The sequence below is a fragment of the Pseudomonas sp. genome, from assembly GCF_040514055.1.
In the GTDB taxonomy this organism is placed as follows: domain Bacteria; phylum Pseudomonadota; class Gammaproteobacteria; order Pseudomonadales; family Pseudomonadaceae; genus Aquipseudomonas.
This window is the reverse complement of the sequence record NZ_JBEVDL010000095.1, coordinates 29,594-48,530: the sequence shown is the minus strand read 5'-3', so window position 1 is coordinate 48,530 and position 18,937 is coordinate 29,594. Positions and strand designations below refer to the sequence as shown.

Below are 18,937 nucleotides of genomic sequence, written 5' to 3'. Positions count from 1 at the left end.
ATTATTGGGTCGGCAAATGAAGGGGCCCTGGAAAATCCCGGGGGTCCCTTTAACCGCGCCCTTGGTTTTTTTTTTTTTTTTTTTTTTTTTGGATGGTTTTATTGAGGTCCATCCAAAAAATGCATCGCCGCCGATAGGCTAATCTTTGCCAGCTTAGCGGGTCGAAACTAATACATGTCGACCGCGTTCGCCTAGAGCTAACACTAGTAGTGGTGGGCAAATACCGCAGTGCCCAATAGAATATAAGCCTACTATTTATGTTTGACGAGGGAAGGTAATGAACTGGGTCCAAGAAATTTCAATTTTGGTGTTGGTCAAACAAGCCTTGGCTGAAGTGGATAAAAATGGCTTGTATCCTTACTCTCTTCCCAGTGTTGGGGCGTCTTCCGAGCAGCTGGTTGAAGTGGCGAGTTTATTGGGATTTCAGTTGGACTCTAAGTATTCTGATTTTTTGATGAGTGCTGACGGTTGGAACGGTTTCTTTCAAACTGTGGATCTATTTGGTTCTAAGGATTTATGTGGAGGCGAAAAAATGCAATTGGCTTTTAATTTACTGGGGGAGCTGAGTGATGCTCTTTTTGAGCAGGCCGGAGTTTCTCGAGTAGACGTGCTTCCAATTGCTGCGGCTATGGCCGATAAAGATATTTTTCTTCTGGCGAAACCTGACTCCTCTGTACCTGGTGTGGTTCTATGGTTTGCAGGCGAAGAAATTGATCGTTTTGATAATTTTGATGAGTTCTTCCTCGCTATGGTTGATTATAATAGAGAAGAGTTTTATCACATCAGCAAGTGAGGGGGCGGAATCTCTGCTAAAGGGGTGAGCTATTTTTAATGCTGTAGGGAGCTTAAGTTGAGTGTCATCGAAATGGTTGCAATAATGCCAGCTCCAAGTTCTACGTTTGAAGCACCATCTGAAAAAGCATGGTTGGCTGTGGAGAGTCAACTAGGTATTGCGTTGCCTGATGACTATAAGGAGTTCGTTCATAAGTATGGAACAGGGAGTGTCGATAATTTCCTTTGGGTTTTTAATCCGACCTCAAGGAACGAGAATGTAAATTTTCTAGATCAGATTAGTGCTCAGTTGAAGGTGTTGATTGAGCTTCAGTCTTACGGGGAAATTATTCCGTATAGGTTGTTTCCTGCGCAAGGAGGCATCTTGCCGTTCGCTATAACCGATAACGGAGACGTATTGTTTTGGCTTTCAGTTGGCGAACCTAACAGCTGGACTGTTCTAGTTAATGAGGCTCGATCCCCTGAGTGGGAGGTGTTTGATATGTCGATGAGTAAGTTCTTGCTTGGGATCTTGAGCCGTCGACTTATATGTGGGCATTTCCCTAAGTCTTTTCCCCGCGCGAACCCCGTTTTTTACGCAAGTCATTAACGGGATTAAAATTTGATCGCCGGAAAAAGGGGAAAAAGAAGGGGAAAAAGGGGTCGTGGGAAAAAGGGGTCGTAGTCATTTAGTGGCCGCAGCTTGTGCGCTGCTGACATCGATACCCCCCGCGCCACCCAAGGCGCGGTTAGCGCGCGTTATCGATACGGCGCCGCAGGTACTCGGGCAACGATGCCTCATGGCCCATGCGCAACGGTTCGAACAGGTTGAGGATGCGACCGTGACCGATTTTCAGGTGGTCTTCGGCCGTCAGGTCCTTGCCCGACGCCAGTTCGATCGTCCACAGCAGTGCCTGGTTGATGCACAGCGTCAGTGACAGGCATTTGCCCGGTTTGATCAGGATCGACACGGCACCCGAATCGCCGATAAAAGGGCTCGGCCGGCCATGGCCCTGGTGTACCGGGGGGCGGGCGGTAAGCAAGGTCGCAGTGGGGTCGCTGCCGGACCAGAGCGCGTGGCTCAGCCGTTGGCCATGGGCGGTGCGCAGCAGTTTTTCACCGAACAGGGCGACACCGGTGCCCAACGCCAGCTTGCTCATAAAGGCCGTCTCGCAGGGGGCATGCGGATAGGGCTGGCACTCCGGCGCGTCGCCGCGGCCCAGGGTAGCGTGCAGATAGGCCAGTGCCTGCCGGTCGGTGGCCGTGGGTGGGCAAAAACCGCGGGCGTGCGGCGAGTGCAGGCCGGCTAGCCCGCCCAGCACCTTTCTCGGTGGCGCATGCCGGAAGCCATCCCTGAGGGTGGCCAGTCCGGATTGGAAGCCGGGACGGTCCTCCAGGAAACAGTAGGCTCGGTTGTCGGCGTGGGGGCCAGGGCCCGCACAGCGCTGCGTGGCGTCGTCAGCGGCCCTGATCAGCACCAGCTGTTCGCCTTCCGGTCCCTGCCAATACTCGGCAATTTCCTCCGCGCGCATCCCGGGGATCGGCAGAGCGATCCGTCCCAGGCATCTCAGTGGGGGGTGGATATGGGGGTGGCGGGCCGCCAGCCGGCCTGCGGCCTGCGCCAGGGCCTCGGAGACCGACCAGGCCCGTTCGAAACAGGCATCGACACGGCGCGTCAGTTCAGCCTGACAGCGCCGACAGGCCCGGGTGAGTTGATAGGAGGAGGGCGCAAACGCGCCCCCCAGGTAACGGGGAATCACGGGTACCGAGGTCATGCAGTTGAGCGGGTTAAGTTGCTGGCAGTAAATACAGCGAATTGCGGCTTGCACTTCAGCCGTGGTTTCGAGTTGCGCATCCATGGCAGTCTCCAAACGGTCTGAGCGTATTTTTATTCTGTAGTGAGGCTGTGGTTCTGGATTCGATGGCCGGAGCCGGGTCGCCCGCCGCGCAGGGGGTCCTTTTCATTGCGGGGAGCGGGACGAACAGGACTATAGACCAAGGACGCAACGCCGCGCGGCGGTGCAGTCGAAGGGGGGGGCTGTCGAGCGGGGGAAGGGCATCAGCGCCCCCTGCGCCGCAGGGGCGGTGAGGGTTACACATGCCCGGTCAAGCGTCTTAGCCGGGATTCAGCGTCCTGAACACCTCGACCCCGCGGACGATCCAGTACCACAGCTTGTCGTCCTCGCTCTGGTGATAGGGCACGTCCTCGAACATGCAGTCATTGAAGATCAGGTGCTGTTGAAAAAGTGGGTCCTCGTCGTCGACCTCGTCGATGTCCGGAAAATCCAGCACATACCAGTCGGCCAGGGGCAACAGGCGCGCTGCGTTGGCCGCCGGGGTGGTGACCTTATCGGCGTCCTGCAGGTAAAGAGGCCGTTCGATGTTGCCGGCCACCTTGAGGTAGAAGTCGTTGAGATAGGCATGCCGGCAGGACAGGTCCTGTCCGATATTCAATTGGCCATTGGCCCAGCGGCTGGCGATCAGGGCGTTATCCAGGGTGAGACTGCCTTCGACGACCAGCTCGCACTGTTCGCGAATAAACAGGTTCTGCGCCGTCAGGTTGCCAAGCACGTGGAGGTAGCCGGGCAGCCCCACATCGCTCATCCGCAGGTCGAGGTCGCCGCTCAGGTGCAGGTCGCCTTCGATCACGATGCAGTTGCAGTCGCCGGGTTCGAAGCCGCTCGAGTTGCGGTAGGTCAGCTCGGGCAGTTCGGTATTGCCCGGGTAGACCAGGGCGCGAAAGCCCGCGCAAGGGTCGTCTGCTGAGCCGGTTTCGGCCCACACCAGATGAGGGGGCGTATTGAACCAGTCGCTGCCGCCCTGGAGACGGGTGGCGAAGCGCGCCTTGAGCTCGGTCCAGGACAGGGACTGGGGCAATGGATTCATCGAATAGGCACCTCGTGGATTGTGCAGGCAGGGCAAGTTGCCCGGCGGCGTGACGTCATGGCCGACGGTGGGCGACCCACAGTAGCAAATCGGCTGGCACCTGATGCCATGGCGCCGCATCAGCGCGGGGTGCGCATAAGGTGATTTTTCACCGATAACCACTATCGAAACCGCTGATTTCTGCGGGTGCTTTCGCTTGGATAGTCTGGGCACCTACCCACTGTCCCGTGCCGAGAACGCCATGAAAACCCTTTTCTCCTGCCTGTCGCTGACCCTGAGCGTGCTGTTGGCCGGCTGCGCCAGTCCTTGCGTTTCTGCACAGCCGCCGGTTACCGAGGCCGAAGTGCGCCAGTTCGCGCTGGAGATGCTCAACCGCAGCAGCCTGCCGTACGAGCAATACGAAAAAGCCCGGGCGGCGCTGCTGGCGCCCTCCGCCGCAAGCGTGGCCGTTGTGCCTCGCTCTGACAGTTGACCGGGCAGGCTGCGAATACTGGCCAATCAGCTCGATCGACTTTCCGGCGGGGTGGTCACAGCCAGTGACATGCTGAAAAGGACAGTGCCGGTCGCCCCAGTGCGGTGCCGGTACCGGCAGCCGGACGCCAGGCGTGCGGATTGCCTTGGAAGGGAGGAACGCCCCGTGCACCTCGTCGACATGACCCTGTTCTACACCCCGGCCAGTGGGGGCGTGCGCACTTACCTCGAGGCCAAGCATCGGTTGATCGGTGCAGTCGCGGGGGTGCGTCATAGCCTACTGGTGCCGGGTGCGGCCTGGGCCCAATCGGACGCGCGCTACCAGCTCCCCGCCGCCCGTCTGCCCTTCTGCCGGGACTATCGGATGCCGCTGCGGGCAGCGCCCTGGCTCAAGCTGCTCGATGGGCTGCAGCCCGACCTGATCGAAGCGGGCGATCCCTACCGGACGGCCTGGATCGCCCTGCAAGCCGGGCGCCGGCTCGATATCCCGGTAATCGGCTTCTACCACTCGGACCTGCCGCGGCTGGTCGGCAACCGCATCGGCCCCTGGCTGGGAGAGCCGATGAAAGGGTATGTGCGGCGTTTGTATGGTCGCTTCGACCGCGTGCTGGTCCCCAGTGCGGTGATGGCCGAGCGGCTGGTCGACCTCGGTATCGCCCAGGTGCACCTGCAACCGCTGGGGGTGGACCTGGCGACCTTTCGACCGGGACGCCGTGATCCTGCTCTGAAACGGGTGCTGGGGCTGTCGGAAGGCTGCCGTCTGATGCTGTTCGCCGGTCGCGGTTCGCGGGAGAAAAACCTGCCGCAGCTGCTGGAGGCGGCGCGTTTGCTGGGGCCGCCCTATCAACTGTTGCTGGTGGGCTCCGGCATGCCGACCCGTACACCGGCCAATGTCCGGGTGATCGATCGATTCTGCCCGGCCGACGAGGTGGCGTGCCTGATGGCCAGCTGTGACCTGCTGCTGCATGCCGGGGCCCAGGAAACCTTCGGCCTGGTGGTGCTGGAAGCCATGGCCTGCGGTTTGCCGGTGGTGGCGGTGCGCGCCGGGGCCCTGGCCGAACTGGTGCCGTTTCACTGCGGACGCCTGTGCCGGCCCGCGGACCCGGCGGCGATGGCTGCTGCGGTGCGCGAGGTGTTCGACGGCGATCCGCGCCAGCTGGGCCGTCAAGCGCGCCTGCATGTCGAGGCCCACTACGGCTGGGAGCAGGTGGTCGACGGCTTGCTCGGCCATTATCGGGCGGTGCTGGGGCAGGCGCAGCCGGTGGAGTGGGCCCATGGGTGAGCAATCGGTAAGCCTGGTGCTGCACGATGCCTCGCCGCTCAGTTGGGCGGCGTACCGATCCTTTGTCGAGGCGGTGGACGCCTTCGGACATGTGCCCATCACCTGGCTGGTGGTGCCGGATTTCCATCATCGCCAGCCGCTGGCGGCGCACCCCGGGTTCTGCCGGTACCTGGACGTTCGCCTGGCCCGCGGAGATGAAGTGGTCCTGCACGGGCTTTACCACTGCGACGAGGGGCCGCCGCCGGCGTCGTTGTCGCAGTGGTTTATGCGTCGGGTCTACACCCGGGAGGGCGAGTTCCACGGCCTGGATCAGACGGCGGCCCTGGCGCGGCTGCAGACCGGCATCGAACTGTTTCGCCGACTCGGCTGGCCGCTGCAGGGGTTCGTCGCGCCGGCCTGGCTGATGAGTGCCGGCACGCGCCAGGCCTTGGCCCACTGCGGCCTGGTGTACACCAGTGACCGTCAGCGCCTGTACCGCTTGCCGGGGTTCAGCCCCGTGGCGGCACCGAGCCTGGTCTGGAGTGCCCGCAGTGGCTGGCGGCGAGGTGCCTCCTGGCTGCTCAGCGAAGCCGCGTGGCGCCATTATCGCTCGGCGTCGCTGCTGCGCCTGGGGGTGCATCCGGTGGACCTGCGCCATGCTGTTGCCCGTGATTACTGGCTGCGCCTGCTGCGCCAAGCGCTGCACGCGGGGCGAGTGGCGCAGACCAAGCAGGCCTGGCTGGCATGTCAGGGGTCATGAGCCTGCGGCGCCGGTGGCTGCCCGGCGCCCTGGCGACGGCCCTGTCGATTCCCCTGGCGCTGGGCGGCAGTGACGTCTGGGGGGCATCTGCAGCGGTTTCCGTCGGGCCTGTTGCTGGCGATGCTGGGTATCCTCACTTACGCGCGGTGCGGGAGGCGTGGGTCAGTCCGTTGCTGGGTGGCAGTGTGGCGCTGTTAGGCACCGCGCTGCTGCTGGTGGCGCTGCTGGGGCGCTTTTATCGGCGACTGCTGGGTGTCAACGGCCGGCTGCTGGCCCGCCTGGGTATCGGGCAGTCTCGGCGACAGCGGTGGATCCGGCGGGTGCTGCGGTTTTGCGCCGCGCTGCGGGCCAGCTTGCGTTTGCCGCGGCCCCTGTTGTGGGGCCTGCTGCTGTTGACCGCCGTGCATTGGGCGCTGCGTTACAGCCAGCTGTACCTGGCGCTCTGTGGACTGGGCAGTGCGCTGCCCTGGAGCCGAGCCCTGCTGGTGCAGGTGCTGGCGCTCAGTGCCGGTCAGCTGAGTCTGGCGCCGGGTGGCGCGGGCAGCACCGAGCTGACAGCGGTGGCGTTGCTGGCGCCGTGGCTAGGAGCCTCGACGGCGGCGGCCGCCATCCTGATCTGGCGCCTGGTCGCCTTCCATCTCTACCTGCTGGCCGGTGCCCCGGTGTTTGTTCATCTGGTTGGCCGGGTGCTGTGGCAGCGCCTGGGCGATCGGCGCCCGGAGTGAGCGGACGCGCCGTCAGAGCGCGTCCAGCGGGATTTTCAGGTAGCGGATGCCATTGGCCTCGGCATTGGGTAAGCGGCCGCCGCGCAGGTTGATCTGGATGGCCGGCAGTATCAGTGTCGGCATCGACAGTTGGCGGTCGCGCGCGGTACGCATCGCCACGAACGTCGCTTCGTCGATCCCGTCGTGCACATGGATGTTCGCCCGGCGCTGCTCGTCCACGCTGCTTTCCCAGCAAGGCCCGCGGCCTTCGGGTGGGTAGTCGTGGCACATAAACAGGCGGGTGGCCGGTGGCAGTTCGAGCAGGCGGCGGATCGAGCGATACAGCTGGTGCGGATCACCGCCGGGGAAGTCGCAGCGCGCCGAGCCGACATCCGGCATAAACAGCGTGTCGCCCACGAACACCCAGTCGTTTTCCACCTGATAGGCCATGTCCGCAGGCGTATGGCCGGGGACGTGCAGCGCGCGAGCCTGCAGGCCGCCGATCTGGAACAGCTCGCCGGGCTCGAACAGGTGGTCGAAGGGCAGGGGATCGTCCAGCGGCGAGGGTTGCAGGTTCAGCAGCCGCTGAAAGCGCTGCTGCACGTCGCGGATCCCCGCGCCGATGCCGATGCGGCCGCCCAGTCGCTCGCGCAGGTAGGCGGCGGCCGACAAGTGGTCGGCGTGGGCATGGGTTTCCAGCAGCCAGTGCACCTCAAGCCGTTGCTGGCGCACGCGCTGGATGATGCGTTCGGCGGATGCCGTGGCGGTGCGCCCCGAGGCCGCATCGTAGTCGAGTACCGCATCGATAATGGCGCAGGCACCCCCGGGGGTCGGGTAGATCAGGTAGCTGACGGTGGAGGTGGCAGGGTCGTAAAAGGCCTCTAACTGGGCTGTCATGCGCGGCTCCATGCCGTAATGCCTGGGGCTGACAATATAGTGAAAGGCCGTAGCTTTGAATATACGGCGTCGGCCCCTGCAGGCATCGAGTCTGCTGCGCGCGGCACAGGCCCGTGAAGCCCCGCGGATAAGCCTCCGTCTGCCGGCAGTGAGTGCCCGCGCACAGCCTCGGCAGTTCGCCGTGGCGCGGCTCGACAACGGCTGAATAACCGCTTTACTGCCAGGTTTCGCGTGGCTTGCGCGGCCGCGTGGCGTTGTTCAATTACAGGTGTTTCAGGAGGGTATATGGATATCCCACTCACTTCACACAGTCCCGATTTTTCCAGCAGCGGGCAGATTGCCGCGGACGACCTGGAGGCCCTGGCGGCCCTGGGTTTCCGTTCGATCGTCTGCAACCGGCCCGACCACGAAGGGGGACCCGCGCAACCCTGCAGTCAGGTCCTGCAGGCACGCTGCGATGAGCTGGGCCTGGCCTTCGCCTATTGTCCGGTGGCGTCCGGCGGTATCAGTCGCGCCGACGAGCTGGCCTTTGCCGCGTTGCTGGAAGCGTTGCCGGCACCCGTGTTGGCCTTCTGTCGATCCGGTAACCGCTCCAGCCAGCTGTATCGACTCACCCGGCCCGCGGCGGGGCAAGCGCCGGCCACGGCCTGCGAGGTGCTGGAGCAGGACCGTTTCGATGTGCTGGTCATAGGCGGTGGCTCCGCCGGTATCGGTGTGACCGCCAGCCTGCTGCGGCGCCGTCCGGACTTGAAGGTGGCGGTGGTGGAGCCCAGTGACACCCATTATTATCAGCCGGCCTGGACCCTGGTGGGCGGCGGGGCCTTTGCCCAGGAGCGGACCCAGCGCCCGATGGCCAGCGTGATTCCGCCCGGCGCGCACTGGATCAAGGCGGCGGCGGCCGCGTTCCAGCCCGAACGGCACCAGGTTCAGCTCGTCGACGGCCGCCGCCTGGGCTACCAGCAGTTGATCGTCTGCCCAGGCCTGACCCTAGCCTGGGAGCGCATCGAGGGGCTGGAGCAGAACCTGGGGCGCAACGGCGTAACGTCCAACTACCGCTATGACCTGGCGCCTTACACCTGGCAGCTGGTGCGTGAGCTCAAACAGGGCAAGGCGCTGTTTTGTCAGCCGGGCATGCCGATCAAGTGCGCCGGTGCACCGCAGAAGGCCCTGTACCTGTCCTGCGACCATTGGTTGCGGCAAGGGGCGCTGGAGCACATCGAGGTGGAGTTCAACCTCGCCGGCAAGGAGCTGTTTGGCGTGGCCGCCTTTGTGCCGCCGCTGATGGCCTATATGGAAAAATACCGGGCCCAGTTGGCGTTCAACTCGAACCTGGTCAAGGTCGACGGCGACAGCCGTACCGCCTGGTTCGAATCCACCGCGGCGGATGGCAGTGTGACCCGTCAGGCCAAGTCCTTCGATCTGTTGCACGTGGTGCCGCCGCAGGTCGCCCCGGACCTTGTTCGTCACAGCAGCCTGGCCAATGCCGCCGGTTGGTGCGAAGTCGATCCCGCCACCTTGCAGCATCCACGTTACCCGGACATCTTTGCCCTGGGCGATGCCTGCTCGGCGGCCAATGCCAAAACCGTGGCCGCGGCGCGCAAGCAAATCGTGGTGGTGGTGCAGAACCTGCTCAGCCAGCGTGAGGGTCAGGTGCTGACGCAGTGTTACGACGGCTATGGCGCCTGCCCGCTGACCGTCGAGCGGGGCAAGGTGGTGCTGGCGGAGTTCGGTTACGGTGGCAAGCTGCTGCCGACCTTTCCCCTGGAGCCGCGGGTGGCGCGCCGTTCCGCCTGGTGGCTCAAAGCCCATTTCCTGCCCTGGTTCTATTGGAACGGCATGCTCAAGGGGCGCGAGTGGCTGGCCGGTTCGTCACTGCCCTGAATCCGCGGTTAACGGGGCGGGCGCGGACCGTCGGGGTGGTAAGCGGCTTGGCGCCGCGCTGGTCTGTCGCGCCGCTCCAGGCCGGGATTACCGGGCGCCGCCGGTGGGTCTCTGACTCGGTTGGCGTGGGCGCCGCCGCACCGCCGCGAGATTGTTCGGCGCGGTACGCGCGTCCCTGTTTGCTCTTGGGCCCCGACCGCGTAAACTCGGCTTCTTTGAGTGATTGACCGGGCGGATCAGTGTCGGGCTTCGCTCGCGCAACAGGTCAGGCGGGCTGCGCCAGCATCGAAGTGGCATGCTGGGTCCGCCTGTTAATGCCCCGTTGTCTGGTGTCTGCTGCCGTACCTGTGGTCACCAAGTCAGGCCTAATCGAGGCTTTTCGTCAGGATTGGCACAGGTGCCCGATCGCTGCGAAAAGCAGCTTGTCAACACACACACGAGGTGGCTGCTTGATCAGGGTGCTGGTGGTCGATGATCACGATCTGGTTCGCACGGGGATCACCCGGATGCTGGCCGATATCGAGGGTCTGCAAGTCATAGGTCAGGCTGACTCCGGTGAGGAGTCTTTGAAAAAGGCCCGGGAGCTCAAGCCCGACGTGGTGCTGATGGACATCAAGATGCCAGGCATCGGCGGTCTGGAGGCCACCCGCAAGTTGTTGCGGACCCATCCGGACCTCAAGGTGGTGGCGGTGACGTCCTGTGAGGAGGATCCTTTTCCGACCCGGTTGCTGCAGGCGGGTGCGGCGGGCTACCTGACCAAGGGCGCGGCCCTGGAAGAAATGGTCCAGGCGATCCGTCTGGTGTTTGCCGGACAGCGTTATATCAGTCCGCAGATCGCCCAGCAGCTGGCCCTCAAGTCGTTCCAGCCACAGAACAATGGCTCGCCCTTCGACCTGCTGTCCGAGCGTGAAATTCAGATCGCCCTGATGATCGCCAATTGCCAGAAAGTGCAGAGTATTTCCGACAAGCTTTGCCTGTCGCCCAAGACGGTCAACACCTACCGTTACCGTATTTTCGAAAAACTGGCGATCACCAGCGATGTGGAGCTGGCCCTGTTGGCCGTGCGTCATGGCATGGTGGACGCGCTCAGCTGAGATGTTCCTTCCGTTCGATTCCAGTGCCTTTCTCGCCACCTGCAGTGGTCGCCCCGGTGTGTATCGGATGTTCGATGCCGAGGCCAAGCTGCTGTATGTGGGTAAAGCCAAGCACCTGAAGAACCGTCTGGCCAGCTATTTCCGCAAGACCGGGCTGGCGCCCAAGACAGCGGCGCTGGTGGCGCGCATCGCCCAGGTCGAAACCACCATCACCGCCAATGAAACTGAAGCGCTGTTGCTCGAGCAGACGCTGATCAAGGAGTGGCGGCCGCCGTACAACATCCTGTTGCGCGACGACAAATCCTACCCCTATGTGTTTCTTTCGGATGGGGCGTTTCCGCGCCTGAGCATCCACCGTGGGGCGAAGAAGCAGAAGGGCCGTTATTTCGGGCCCTACCCCAGTGCCGGCGCTATCCGCGAGAGCCTCAGCCTGCTGCAGAAGACCTTTCTGGTGCGCCAGTGCGAAGACAGCTATTTCAAGAACCGTACGCGGCCCTGCCTGCAGTATCAGATCAAGCGCTGCAAGGGGCCCTGTGTCGGCCTGGTCGAGCCACAGGAATACGCCCAGGATATCCGCCATTCGGTGATGTTCCTCGAGGGTCGCAGCAATGCCCTGACCGACGAGCTGTCCAGCGGCATGGAGCAGGCTGCCCAGCAGCTGGATTTCGAGCGCGCCGCGCAACTGCGTGACCAGATCTCGCTGTTGCGGCGGGTGCAGGACCAGCAGAGCATGGAGGGTGGCACCGGCGACGTCGATGTGGTGGCGGCCATGGTCAACCCGGGTGGCGCCTGTGTGCACCTGATCAGTGTGCGGGGCGGGCGGGTGCTGGGCAGCAAGAACTTCTATCCCCAGGTGGCCATCGAGGAGGACGCCAGCGGGGTGCTCGCGGCGTTTCTGGCGCAGTACTATCTGGGCAACCAGGAGCGTGAACTGCCCAGCGAGCTGATCGTCAATGCGCTGCACGAGGACTTCCCCACCCTGATCGCGGCGATTGCCGCGCTGCGTGGACGGGAACTGAGCATCAGTCACCGGGTACGCGGGACACGTGCGCGCTGGCAGCAGTTGGCGGTGACCAATGCCGAGCAGGCCCTGGCCGCGCGCCTGGCCAACCGCCAGCACCTGTCCGCGCGCTTCGAGGCCCTGGCCCAGGCGCTGGACCTGGACGAGCCGCCGCAGCGCCTGGAGTGTTTCGATATCAGCCACTCGAGCGGCGAAGCCACGGTCGCCTCCTGCGTGGTGTTTGGCCCCGAGGGGCCCTTGAAGTCCGATTACCGGCGCTACAACATCGAAGGGGTGACCGCGGGTGACGACTACGCCGCCATGCACCAGGCGCTGACACGGCGATTCAGTCGGTTCAAGGACGGTGAAGGCAAACTGCCGGATATCCTGCTGGTCGATGGTGGCAAGGGGCAGTTGGCGATGGCGCGCGATGTGCTGCAGGAGCTGGCGATCCACGACCTGTTGCTGCTCGGCGTGGCCAAGGGCTCGACGCGCAAACCGGGCCTGGAAACCCTCTACCTGAACGATGCCGCCCACGAGTTCACCTTGCCGGGCGATTCGCCGGCGCTGCACCTGATCCAGCAGATTCGCGACGAGGCGCACCGCTTCGCCATTACCGGTCACCGGGCGCGGCGCGGCAAGACGCGCCGCACCTCGACCCTGGAAGAGGTGGCGGGCGTGGGTCCCAAGCGGCGTCGCGAGTTGCTCAACCATTTTGGCGGCTTGCAGGAATTGACGCGTGCCAGCGTCGAAGAGATTGCCAAGGCGCCGGGCATCAGTAAAAAGCTTGCCGAGTCGATTTATGCGACCCTTCACAGCGAGTAGAATGCCCGATCACTTCGCCAGTCCCGTGTGCCGATGAATATCCCCAATCTGATTACCGTGCTGCGCGTTGTCCTGATCCCTATTTTTATCTTGTTGTTTTATATGCCCTTTTCATGGAGCTATTGGGCGGCCAGCGGCGTCTTCGGGTTTGCCGCGCTGACCGACTGGCTGGACGGCTACTTGGCCCGAAAACTCGAGCAGAGCACCCCGTTCGGCGCCTTTCTCGATCCGGTGGCGGACAAGCTGATGGTGGCGGTGGCGTTGGTGCTGTTGGTCGAAGAGCATGCCAGCCTGTGGTTGACCCTGCCGGCGGCCATCATCATCGGCCGGGAGATCGTCATTTCGGCCCTGCGCGAGTGGATGGCCGAGCTGGGCGCCCGGGCCCAGGTGGCGGTGTCGAACCTGGGCAAATGGAAAACGGCGGCACAAATGATGGCGCTGGTCATCCTGCTCGGCAATCCGCCGGTACTGACGTTTTGGGTCGGCTTGGGCTATTGCCTGTTGTTGCTCGCGGCGGCCCTGACCCTGTGGTCCATGCTGCAGTACCTGAGGGCCGCCTGGCCGCACTTGCGCACCACCACGGAAAAGAAATAAAGTTTTTTGAATCAAGCGGTTGACGCGGCGCTCCGATCAGATAGAATGGCGCCCGTCACCAAGCAAGACAAGCGGGAATAGCTCAGTTGGTAGAGCACGACCTTGCCAAGGTCGGGGTCGCGAGTTCGAGTCTCGTTTCCCGCTCCAAATTTTACGGGCCGTCCACAGCGGCCCGTTTGCTTTAAAGGCTGAGTAGCAGAGTGGTTATGCACCGGATTGCAAATCCGTGAACGCCGGTTCGATTCCGACCTCAGCCTCCATACATAGACCCCCAAGGCCCCGGGCCTTGGGGGTTTTTTGTTTGGGGCCAGGTGGTGCGCGACTGAGCCGCCGCGGCGGCCCAGTCGACTCCCTGCACGATCAGGCCACCTGGTCTCCTCGCTTGACCGCCAGTGCGGCCTTGATCTGTTCACGCCACTGCTGCGCCGTAAGGTCCCAGGCCTGGCAGTCGGCGAGATCCGCAGGCCCCTTCAATGCCTCTTCCAGGTAACGAAGGCTGAATTGCTGGAAGTAGGCGGTCGCGGCGTTGGTTGGCTTCAGCGTAATCATGTCGTCTCCTCCTTGAAGCGAACATCAGTAACGGGCTGGAAAGCCGTGAATCGTGAATATAGGCGCGTTGCGTCGCGTGCACGCCGTTTAAAACGACCGTTAGTCGTACCGTTACCCGGAGGCGATCGGGTCTGGATCAGCTGGCATCCAGGGGCTGGCTGAGCATCTCTTCGATACGACTGGCGAGGGTGGTGATCGCGAAGGGTTTGGTGATCATCTGCATGGCGGGCCCGAGAAAGCCGCTGGCCGAGGTGGCGTCCTCGGCGTAACCGGTAATAAACAGTACCTTGAGGTGGGCGTGCTTGTGCGTCGCCAGTTTGGCCAACTGATGACCATTGATGCCGGGCAGGCCGATGTCCGTGATCAGCAGGTCGATGCCCCGGTGGGTGTCCAGGATATTCAGCCCGGACGGCCCGTCAGCGGCGGCCAGGGTGTGGTAGCCCAGGTCCTGCAGCACTTCGCCGACCAGGTTGCGTAACACCGGGTCATCTTCCACCAGCAGCACGGTTTTATCCGCCGAGGCGCGCACGCGCGCGTCGCGCTGTTCGCCGGCTTCCTGCTCCAGGCTGCCGGCGTGGCGCGGCAGGTGGATCTGCACGCAGGTGCCTTTGCCGGGCTCGGAGCTCAGCTGCAGGTGACCCTCGCTTTGCTTGACGAAGCCGTAGACCATCGACAGGCCGAGACCGGTGCCTTGGCCTTGGGGTTTGGTGGTAAAAAACGGCTCGCAGGCCCGGGCTGCCACCTCCGCGGGCATGCCCGTGCCGGTGTCGCGGATGCTCAGGGTCACGTACTGACCGGGGGGCAGGTTCACCAGGTCGGCGCTGCTGCGGTCGACCTCGGTATTGGCGGTTTCGATGCTCAGCGTGCCGCCTTGCGGCATCGCGTCCCGCGCATTGAGCGCCAGGTTGAGGATGGCGCTTTCCAGTTGGTTCGGATCGCAGAGGGTGGGCCAGAGGGACTCGGCGGTGGTCAAGGCCAGGCTGTGTGTCGGGCCAAGGGTGCCGCGCAGCAGGTCTTGCATGTCGCGAACCAACTGGTTGGCGTCCACCGGTTTGGGGTCCAGGGGCTGGCGACGGGCAAAGGCCAGCAGGCGGTGCGTCAGCGCCGCGGCCCGTTGCGCCGAGTTCATGGCGTTACGGGTGTAGCGCGGCAGGCTCTCGAGCCGGCCCTGGTCGATGCGCAGCTGGATCAGCTCCAACGAGCCCAGGATGCCGCCGAGCAGGTTATTGAAGTCGTGGGCGATGCCGCCGGTGAGTTGCCCGACGGCCTCCATTTTCTGGGCCTGACGCAGCAGCTCCTCGGTTTCGCGCAGGGCATCGGCCTGGGCCTTTTCCGCGCTGATGTGCCGGCCGTAGGCGTAGATCTGCTGCCCTTCAACGCTGCTCTGCCAGGAAATCCAGCGGGGCGTGCCGTCCTTGTGCCGGTAGCGGCTCTCGAAGCTGGTGAGTGCCTGGGTGGCGGCCAACGCCAGCCGCTGTTCGGTCAGCGCGCGGTCCGGCGGCCAGACGAATTCGCGAAAGCTGCGCCCGGTCAGTTCCGCGGGCGTATAGCCCAGGATCTCCTGCCAGGCCGGATTGACCGCGTGAAAGACGCCCTGGGTGTCGAAAATGGCCAGCAGGTCGCGCGAGTTGCGCCAGACCCGGTCACGCTCCGCGGTGCGGGCTTCGACGCGCATTTCCAGGGTGTCGTTGAGCTCGCGCAGGGCCTGGGCCGCCTGCTTCTGATCATGAATATCGGTGTGAGTCCCGATCCAACGGCTGAGGGTGGTGGTGTCGTCCTGAATAGGCACGGCGCGGGACAGGTGCCAGCGGTAGGCGCCATCGTGGCGGCGTAAACGCAGTTCGGCTTCATAGGGGGTGCCGGTGGCCAGGGCGGCGTTCCAGCGCTGCAAGGCGGACGGCAGGTCGTCGGGGTGCACGTGGCGGGTCCAGCCGTGGCCGTCCAGTTCGCCTTGGGCGGCGCCGCTGTATTGGTAGCAATGGGGGTTGAACCAGTCGAGCAGGCCACCGGCCGGGGCGGTCCAGACATGGTTGGGCATGGCCTGGGTCAGGGCGCTGAAGGTTTGCTCGCTGGTGTAGAGGGCTTCCTGGGCCATATAGGCATCGGTGACGTCATGGCCTTCGACGAAGATGCCGGTGACGGCGCCCAGTTCGTTGGTCACCGGTTCGTAGATAAAATCCAGGTAGCGCAGTTCCGGCGCGCTTCCAGGGGTCTGATTCAGACGAATCGGATTGCGTTGGGCGATATAGCGTTCGCCGGATCGGTACACCTGGTCGAGGCGCTCGAAAAAATCCTGACCGGCCAGCTCGGGAAAGACCTCGCGTACCGACCGGCCAAGCAGGTCACGGTCGCCGGTGAGTTTGGCGTAGGCCAGGTTGGCGAATTCGAAGCGGTGCTCGGGGCCTTGCAGGATGGTGATAAAACCCGGGGCCCGCTCGAACAGCCGACGCTGGCGCGCGGTGTCCTCGGCCCGGCGTCGTTCGGTCTGCACCTGGCGCGTGGTTTCCAGGCAGGGGCAGAAAAAGCCGGCGACCTGGCCCTGTTCGTCGCGCACGGGGGTGTAGGAAAAGGTGAAGTAGGCTTCCGCGGGATAACCATGACGCTCCATGACGAAACGCAGGTCGTTCATGTGCACCGATTCGCCGGCATAGGCCCGTTCGACTATGGGTTCCAGGTGAGGCCGGATCTCTCTCCACACCTCCAGCAGCGGTCTGCCCAGGGCGGTGTCGTGTTTGTCGCCCAACAGTTCCGCGTAGGCGTCGTTATAGAGCAGGGTATGTTGGTCGCCCCAGGCGATAAACATCGGCTGGTTGGCGCCCAGGGTGACGGCCACCAGGGTCTGCAGCGGCAACGGCCAGCGGACGGGTTCGCCGAGCGGCGTGTCCGCCCAGGGATGTCGGCGCACCCGCCGGCCCATTTCGCCGCCGCCGCTGAGGAAGGCGCACCCTGCGCCCGGGTCGGCCGTCAGCGGGCGCATCGGAGTTCACTGCCAGGACCTGGCTCGAGAGGCGGTCTGTCGGGGCATGCGCGACGAACTCTGCCGGCGGTGGGCAAGGATAGGCGCCCAGTCGGGCCGACGAAAAAACTGCAACAGTGGTTTCGGAGCATGGTTGCAGCGTCCCACCAAGCGAGGGGAGTTGTCAAAGCGTGCAGCTGGCACAGGTGCAGCAGGTCCTTGGACCGCGGATAGCCTTATGAGGTTCGTAGCCTGCTGATCCGCCGAGTTTTTTTTTGCTGGCGGGCGTGCGGGCGGTGACCCGAACTTGCTTCGGCGGGGCAGGCTCTATATATTCCTGCCCTCGTCAGGCCGGTGCGAATGCACTGAGTCCCGACGCCTCGCGTTACCGCCCGGATGGCGAAATTGGTAGACGCAAGGGACTTAAAATCCCTCGCTCTTTGAGCGTGCCGGTTCGACCCCGGCTCCGGGCACCATCTTTTATAACGGCCCCAGCGATTCGCCGGAGTTCTGGCCCTGCTCGCCCTCGCAACTTTCGTACGAAGCGTTTGGCTCTATCCGTGCCCTGTCCGGATGGGCTGTCAGTGCGAGGTCACCCGCGTTACGCGCCTGACCTTTGGGGGGGGAGGGCACCTTGCGGGCAACAACCCCGTGACTCAATACATCTTACCGCCGGCTGCCGTGCAGTTGAATGACTCTGGGTGAGCCAGCTTGACCGCCATCCCGTAGGCCTGAGCGCGGGGTATCAATAGGGGGCGATAACGGCTGCTCATGTCAATGATCGCGTCGGCGCCGCTTTGACGACCGGTGTTCGCCAGAGCCAGGAATGTTTCGGCAAACCCCCCGAAAAATTTACTGGCCACGGCCCGTCCGATCAAGGTCGAGGGTTGGGAGGGTGAAAGCGGGGTGGTCAGCAGGCAAACCGGTCCCGCATGGGGCGTCAGCGCACCGGTTCCGCCTTGCCACTGTTGCAGGTAGGACTTCGCGGCGCATCCGGTTAAAAGCACGATCATTATCAGCGGTACTACTGTGCGCATGGCGCCTCCTGGCGAATTCTACTGCGAAGGAATAACGCTTGGGCCACAGGCTTGCGGCGCCACTTGGGACGACAGACCTTATACCTAACATCCAGGAACAAGCCCAGCGGGAGGGGGACGAAAGTGCCGATGCCATGCGGCGGTTCGCGTGTCGCATAAGGCACGCAAATGGCGGCCTCTGTGGGGCGCAGGTGTCCCAGCTGCCTGGTAGCGAAAATACCACGCTGCCCAGAAAGGGTTCGCTACCGCCGCTATTCTGAACCGCGGCCTTCAGGAACCGCCGACCCGCCAGGTAGTCGATATCAGCGACACGTGGTGATCGGGCGAGGTGGCGGTTCTGCCTGCCCTTCCCGCCACCTGTGACCCCTTCAGAAGGAGCTGACGGATGGATAAAAGGGTCCGTAAAAAACTGCTGATCGAAGCGGTCCGGCACTACTTGAAGACCGCCAAGCGGCCGATTCCCGAGGATCCGGCAAGGGCTGGTGATGCCGTATTCGCCGCCTTGCTGGAAGATTGGGAACGCATGAGCAGTTTTGCCCAGGGTCAGCTATTGTTGGCGATCGCCATTCTTGCCAAGTTTCACGGTTCGGAAGGGCGCGCCGAGCGTGAGATTCGTAACTTCAAGGGGAAAGGTTAATCGCCGCTGCTGCTGTTTCGATGGAGGTATAGGCGGCAGGTGTTGTCAATGGCCGAACACCGTTCAGACTGTGCTCGGCAGTGCCTATGTCGGCAGTTGCACTGCGCCGCAACGGCAAATTTCCGGTACGCTGCGGGTTATTCGTCCTGCCATTGCAAAGGTATAGTCCTCCAATAATGCTGCCCCCAGCCGCCGGACGTCTTGTGCATTGCCGCATTCGTCGGCGCGGATGCCGACGATGACAAAGCTATCGACATTGGAATGACTTTGGAATTGAAAAGACAAGAATCCATCGGCGCAGCAGGAACAGCGAATCCGAAAGGCGGGCATGCTGGTTTCGAGGATGTTTTCGATGACCGGGTTCGGTAACTTGATCGCCATACAGACCTCCCTGTTATGATAACGATCTTGAGGGAATTTAGCATTGATTGTTGGTCGATCAACTATTAGTTAACTTGCATCCGATCAATGGTGTTTCGCTTCGCTTGATATCGTTGAGGCTGGCGGGTGGGTCAGATTAATCTATGAGTGGGACTCTCCTGGCAGGTAAGTTGGGTTGGGTTAGTTGCGTTATTGAACGTTGGCTGACTCGTAGCCACTGGGCGTGCTTCGAT

18 protein-coding genes and 3 tRNA genes are annotated in these 18,937 nt (G+C 63.0%); 14 read left to right on the top strand and 7 right to left on the bottom strand.

Annotated elements, in window-relative coordinates:
• Positions 1-277: 277 nt before the first annotated feature.
• Together ABWY06_RS25145 and ABWY06_RS25140 are read left to right on the top strand one after the other, a co-directional pair.
• Positions 278-793, top strand: a complete 516-nt coding sequence (locus ABWY06_RS25145) for an SMI1/KNR4 family protein (protein ID WP_353928320.1) — start codon at positions 278-280, stop codon at positions 791-793.
• A 57-nt stretch (positions 794-850) separates the two neighbouring features.
• Positions 851-1,381 (top strand): SMI1/KNR4 family protein, encoded by a 531-nt coding sequence (locus ABWY06_RS25140; protein ID WP_353928319.1) that lies wholly within the window; start codon positions 851-853, stop codon positions 1,379-1,381.
• Positions 1,382-1,520: 139 nt separating this feature from the next.
• Here the strand turns inward: ABWY06_RS25140 and ABWY06_RS25135 are convergent, their stop codons facing one another.
• The gene (locus tag ABWY06_RS25135; RefSeq protein WP_353928318.1) at positions 1,521-2,630 is read right to left on the bottom strand and encodes a hypothetical protein; all 1,110 of its coding nucleotides are present in this window, start codon (positions 2,628-2,630) and stop codon (positions 1,521-1,523) included.
• A gap of 256 nt (positions 2,631-2,886) precedes the next feature.
• Positions 2,887-3,657 carry a hypothetical protein gene (locus ABWY06_RS25130; protein ID WP_353928317.1) on the bottom strand — a complete coding sequence of 257 codons (771 nt, stop codon included), beginning with the start codon at positions 3,655-3,657 and terminating at the stop codon, positions 2,887-2,889.
• Between the two features lie 241 nt (positions 3,658-3,898).
• On the opposite strand from ABWY06_RS25130, the gene ABWY06_RS25125 reads away from it, so the two are divergent.
• The 4 genes from ABWY06_RS25125 (at position 3,899) to ABWY06_RS25110 (ending at position 6,874) form a co-directional block, all read left to right on the top strand.
• Positions 3,899-4,129: a hypothetical protein gene (locus tag ABWY06_RS25125; RefSeq protein ID WP_353928316.1), complete on the top strand. Its 231-nt coding sequence runs from the start codon at positions 3,899-3,901 to the stop codon at positions 4,127-4,129.
• 165 nt (positions 4,130-4,294) lie between these two features.
• On the top strand, positions 4,295-5,410 hold the full coding sequence (gene gpgS / locus ABWY06_RS25120; protein ID WP_353928315.1) for an N-acetylglucosaminyl phosphatidylglycerol synthase: 1,116 nt from the start codon (positions 4,295-4,297) through the stop codon (positions 5,408-5,410).
• Positions 5,403-6,149, top strand: a complete 747-nt coding sequence (gene gpgD / locus ABWY06_RS25115) for an N-acetylglucosaminyl phosphatidylglycerol deacetylase (RefSeq protein ID WP_353928314.1) — start codon at positions 5,403-5,405, stop codon at positions 6,147-6,149. The genes gpgS and gpgD overlap by 8 nt, the downstream gene beginning before the upstream one ends.
• Positions 6,146-6,874: a flippase-like domain-containing protein gene (locus ABWY06_RS25110; protein WP_353928313.1), complete on the top strand. Its 729-nt coding sequence runs from the start codon at positions 6,146-6,148 to the stop codon at positions 6,872-6,874. Before gpgD ends, ABWY06_RS25110 begins: the two co-directional genes overlap by 4 nt.
• 12 nt (positions 6,875-6,886) lie before the next feature.
• On the opposite strand, the gene ABWY06_RS25105 is transcribed toward ABWY06_RS25110, so the two are convergent.
• Entirely contained in the window at positions 6,887-7,750 is an 864-nt protein-coding gene (locus tag ABWY06_RS25105; RefSeq protein ID WP_353928312.1) for an MBL fold metallo-hydrolase, read from the bottom strand.
• A gap of 285 nt (positions 7,751-8,035) precedes the next feature.
• Between ABWY06_RS25105 and ABWY06_RS25100 the strand changes: the two genes are divergently transcribed.
• The 6 genes from ABWY06_RS25100 (at position 8,036) to ABWY06_RS25075 (ending at position 13,404) form a co-directional block, all read left to right on the top strand.
• Complete coding sequence (locus tag ABWY06_RS25100) at positions 8,036-9,631, top strand: bifunctional protein tyrosine phosphatase family protein/NAD(P)/FAD-dependent oxidoreductase (protein ID WP_353928311.1); 1,596 nt, start codon at positions 8,036-8,038, stop codon at positions 9,629-9,631.
• A gap of 449 nt (positions 9,632-10,080) precedes the next feature.
• The gene (gacA, locus tag ABWY06_RS25095) at positions 10,081-10,725 is read left to right on the top strand and encodes a response regulator transcription factor GacA (RefSeq protein ID WP_353928310.1); all 645 of its coding nucleotides are present in this window, start codon (positions 10,081-10,083) and stop codon (positions 10,723-10,725) included.
• A gap of 1 nt (position 10,726) precedes the next feature.
• Entirely contained in the window at positions 10,727-12,550 is a 1,824-nt protein-coding gene (gene uvrC / locus ABWY06_RS25090) for an excinuclease ABC subunit UvrC (protein WP_353928309.1), read from the top strand.
• A 33-nt stretch (positions 12,551-12,583) separates the two neighbouring features.
• On the top strand, positions 12,584-13,144 hold the full coding sequence (gene pgsA, locus ABWY06_RS25085) for a CDP-diacylglycerol--glycerol-3-phosphate 3-phosphatidyltransferase (RefSeq protein ID WP_353928308.1): 561 nt from the start codon (positions 12,584-12,586) through the stop codon (positions 13,142-13,144).
• A 71-nt stretch (positions 13,145-13,215) separates the two neighbouring features.
• A tRNA-Gly gene (locus ABWY06_RS25080) sits at positions 13,216-13,291 on the top strand.
• A gap of 39 nt (positions 13,292-13,330) precedes the next feature.
• Positions 13,331-13,404: transfer RNA gene (locus tag ABWY06_RS25075), tRNA-Cys, on the top strand.
• Between the two features lie 100 nt (positions 13,405-13,504).
• On the opposite strand, the gene ABWY06_RS25070 is transcribed toward ABWY06_RS25075, so the two are convergent.
• Both ABWY06_RS25070 and ABWY06_RS25065 read right to left on the bottom strand, forming a co-directional pair.
• Positions 13,505-13,693 (bottom strand): hypothetical protein, encoded by a 189-nt coding sequence (locus tag ABWY06_RS25070; RefSeq protein WP_353928307.1) that lies wholly within the window; start codon positions 13,691-13,693, stop codon positions 13,505-13,507.
• 136 nt (positions 13,694-13,829) lie between these two features.
• Positions 13,830-16,670 carry a hybrid sensor histidine kinase/response regulator gene (locus tag ABWY06_RS25065; RefSeq protein ID WP_353928306.1) on the bottom strand — a complete coding sequence of 947 codons (2,841 nt, stop codon included), beginning with the start codon at positions 16,668-16,670 and terminating at the stop codon, positions 13,830-13,832.
• Between the two features lie 369 nt (positions 16,671-17,039).
• On the opposite strand from ABWY06_RS25065, the gene ABWY06_RS25060 reads away from it, so the two are divergent.
• Positions 17,040-17,125: transfer RNA gene (locus ABWY06_RS25060), tRNA-Leu, on the top strand.
• 180 nt (positions 17,126-17,305) lie between these two features.
• Here ABWY06_RS25060 and ABWY06_RS25055 read toward each other — a convergent pair.
• Entirely contained in the window at positions 17,306-17,686 is a 381-nt protein-coding gene (locus ABWY06_RS25055; RefSeq protein WP_353928305.1) for a hypothetical protein, read from the bottom strand.
• A 385-nt stretch (positions 17,687-18,071) separates the two neighbouring features.
• Between ABWY06_RS25055 and ABWY06_RS25050 the strand changes: the two genes are divergently transcribed.
• Positions 18,072-18,323, top strand: a complete 252-nt coding sequence (locus tag ABWY06_RS25050; RefSeq protein WP_353928304.1) for a hypothetical protein — start codon at positions 18,072-18,074, stop codon at positions 18,321-18,323.
• 84 nt (positions 18,324-18,407) lie between these two features.
• On the opposite strand, the gene ABWY06_RS25045 is transcribed toward ABWY06_RS25050, so the two are convergent.
• Positions 18,408-18,704 carry a hypothetical protein gene (locus ABWY06_RS25045; RefSeq protein WP_353928303.1) on the bottom strand — a complete coding sequence of 99 codons (297 nt, stop codon included), beginning with the start codon at positions 18,702-18,704 and terminating at the stop codon, positions 18,408-18,410.
• Positions 18,705-18,937: the final 233 nt, after the last annotated feature.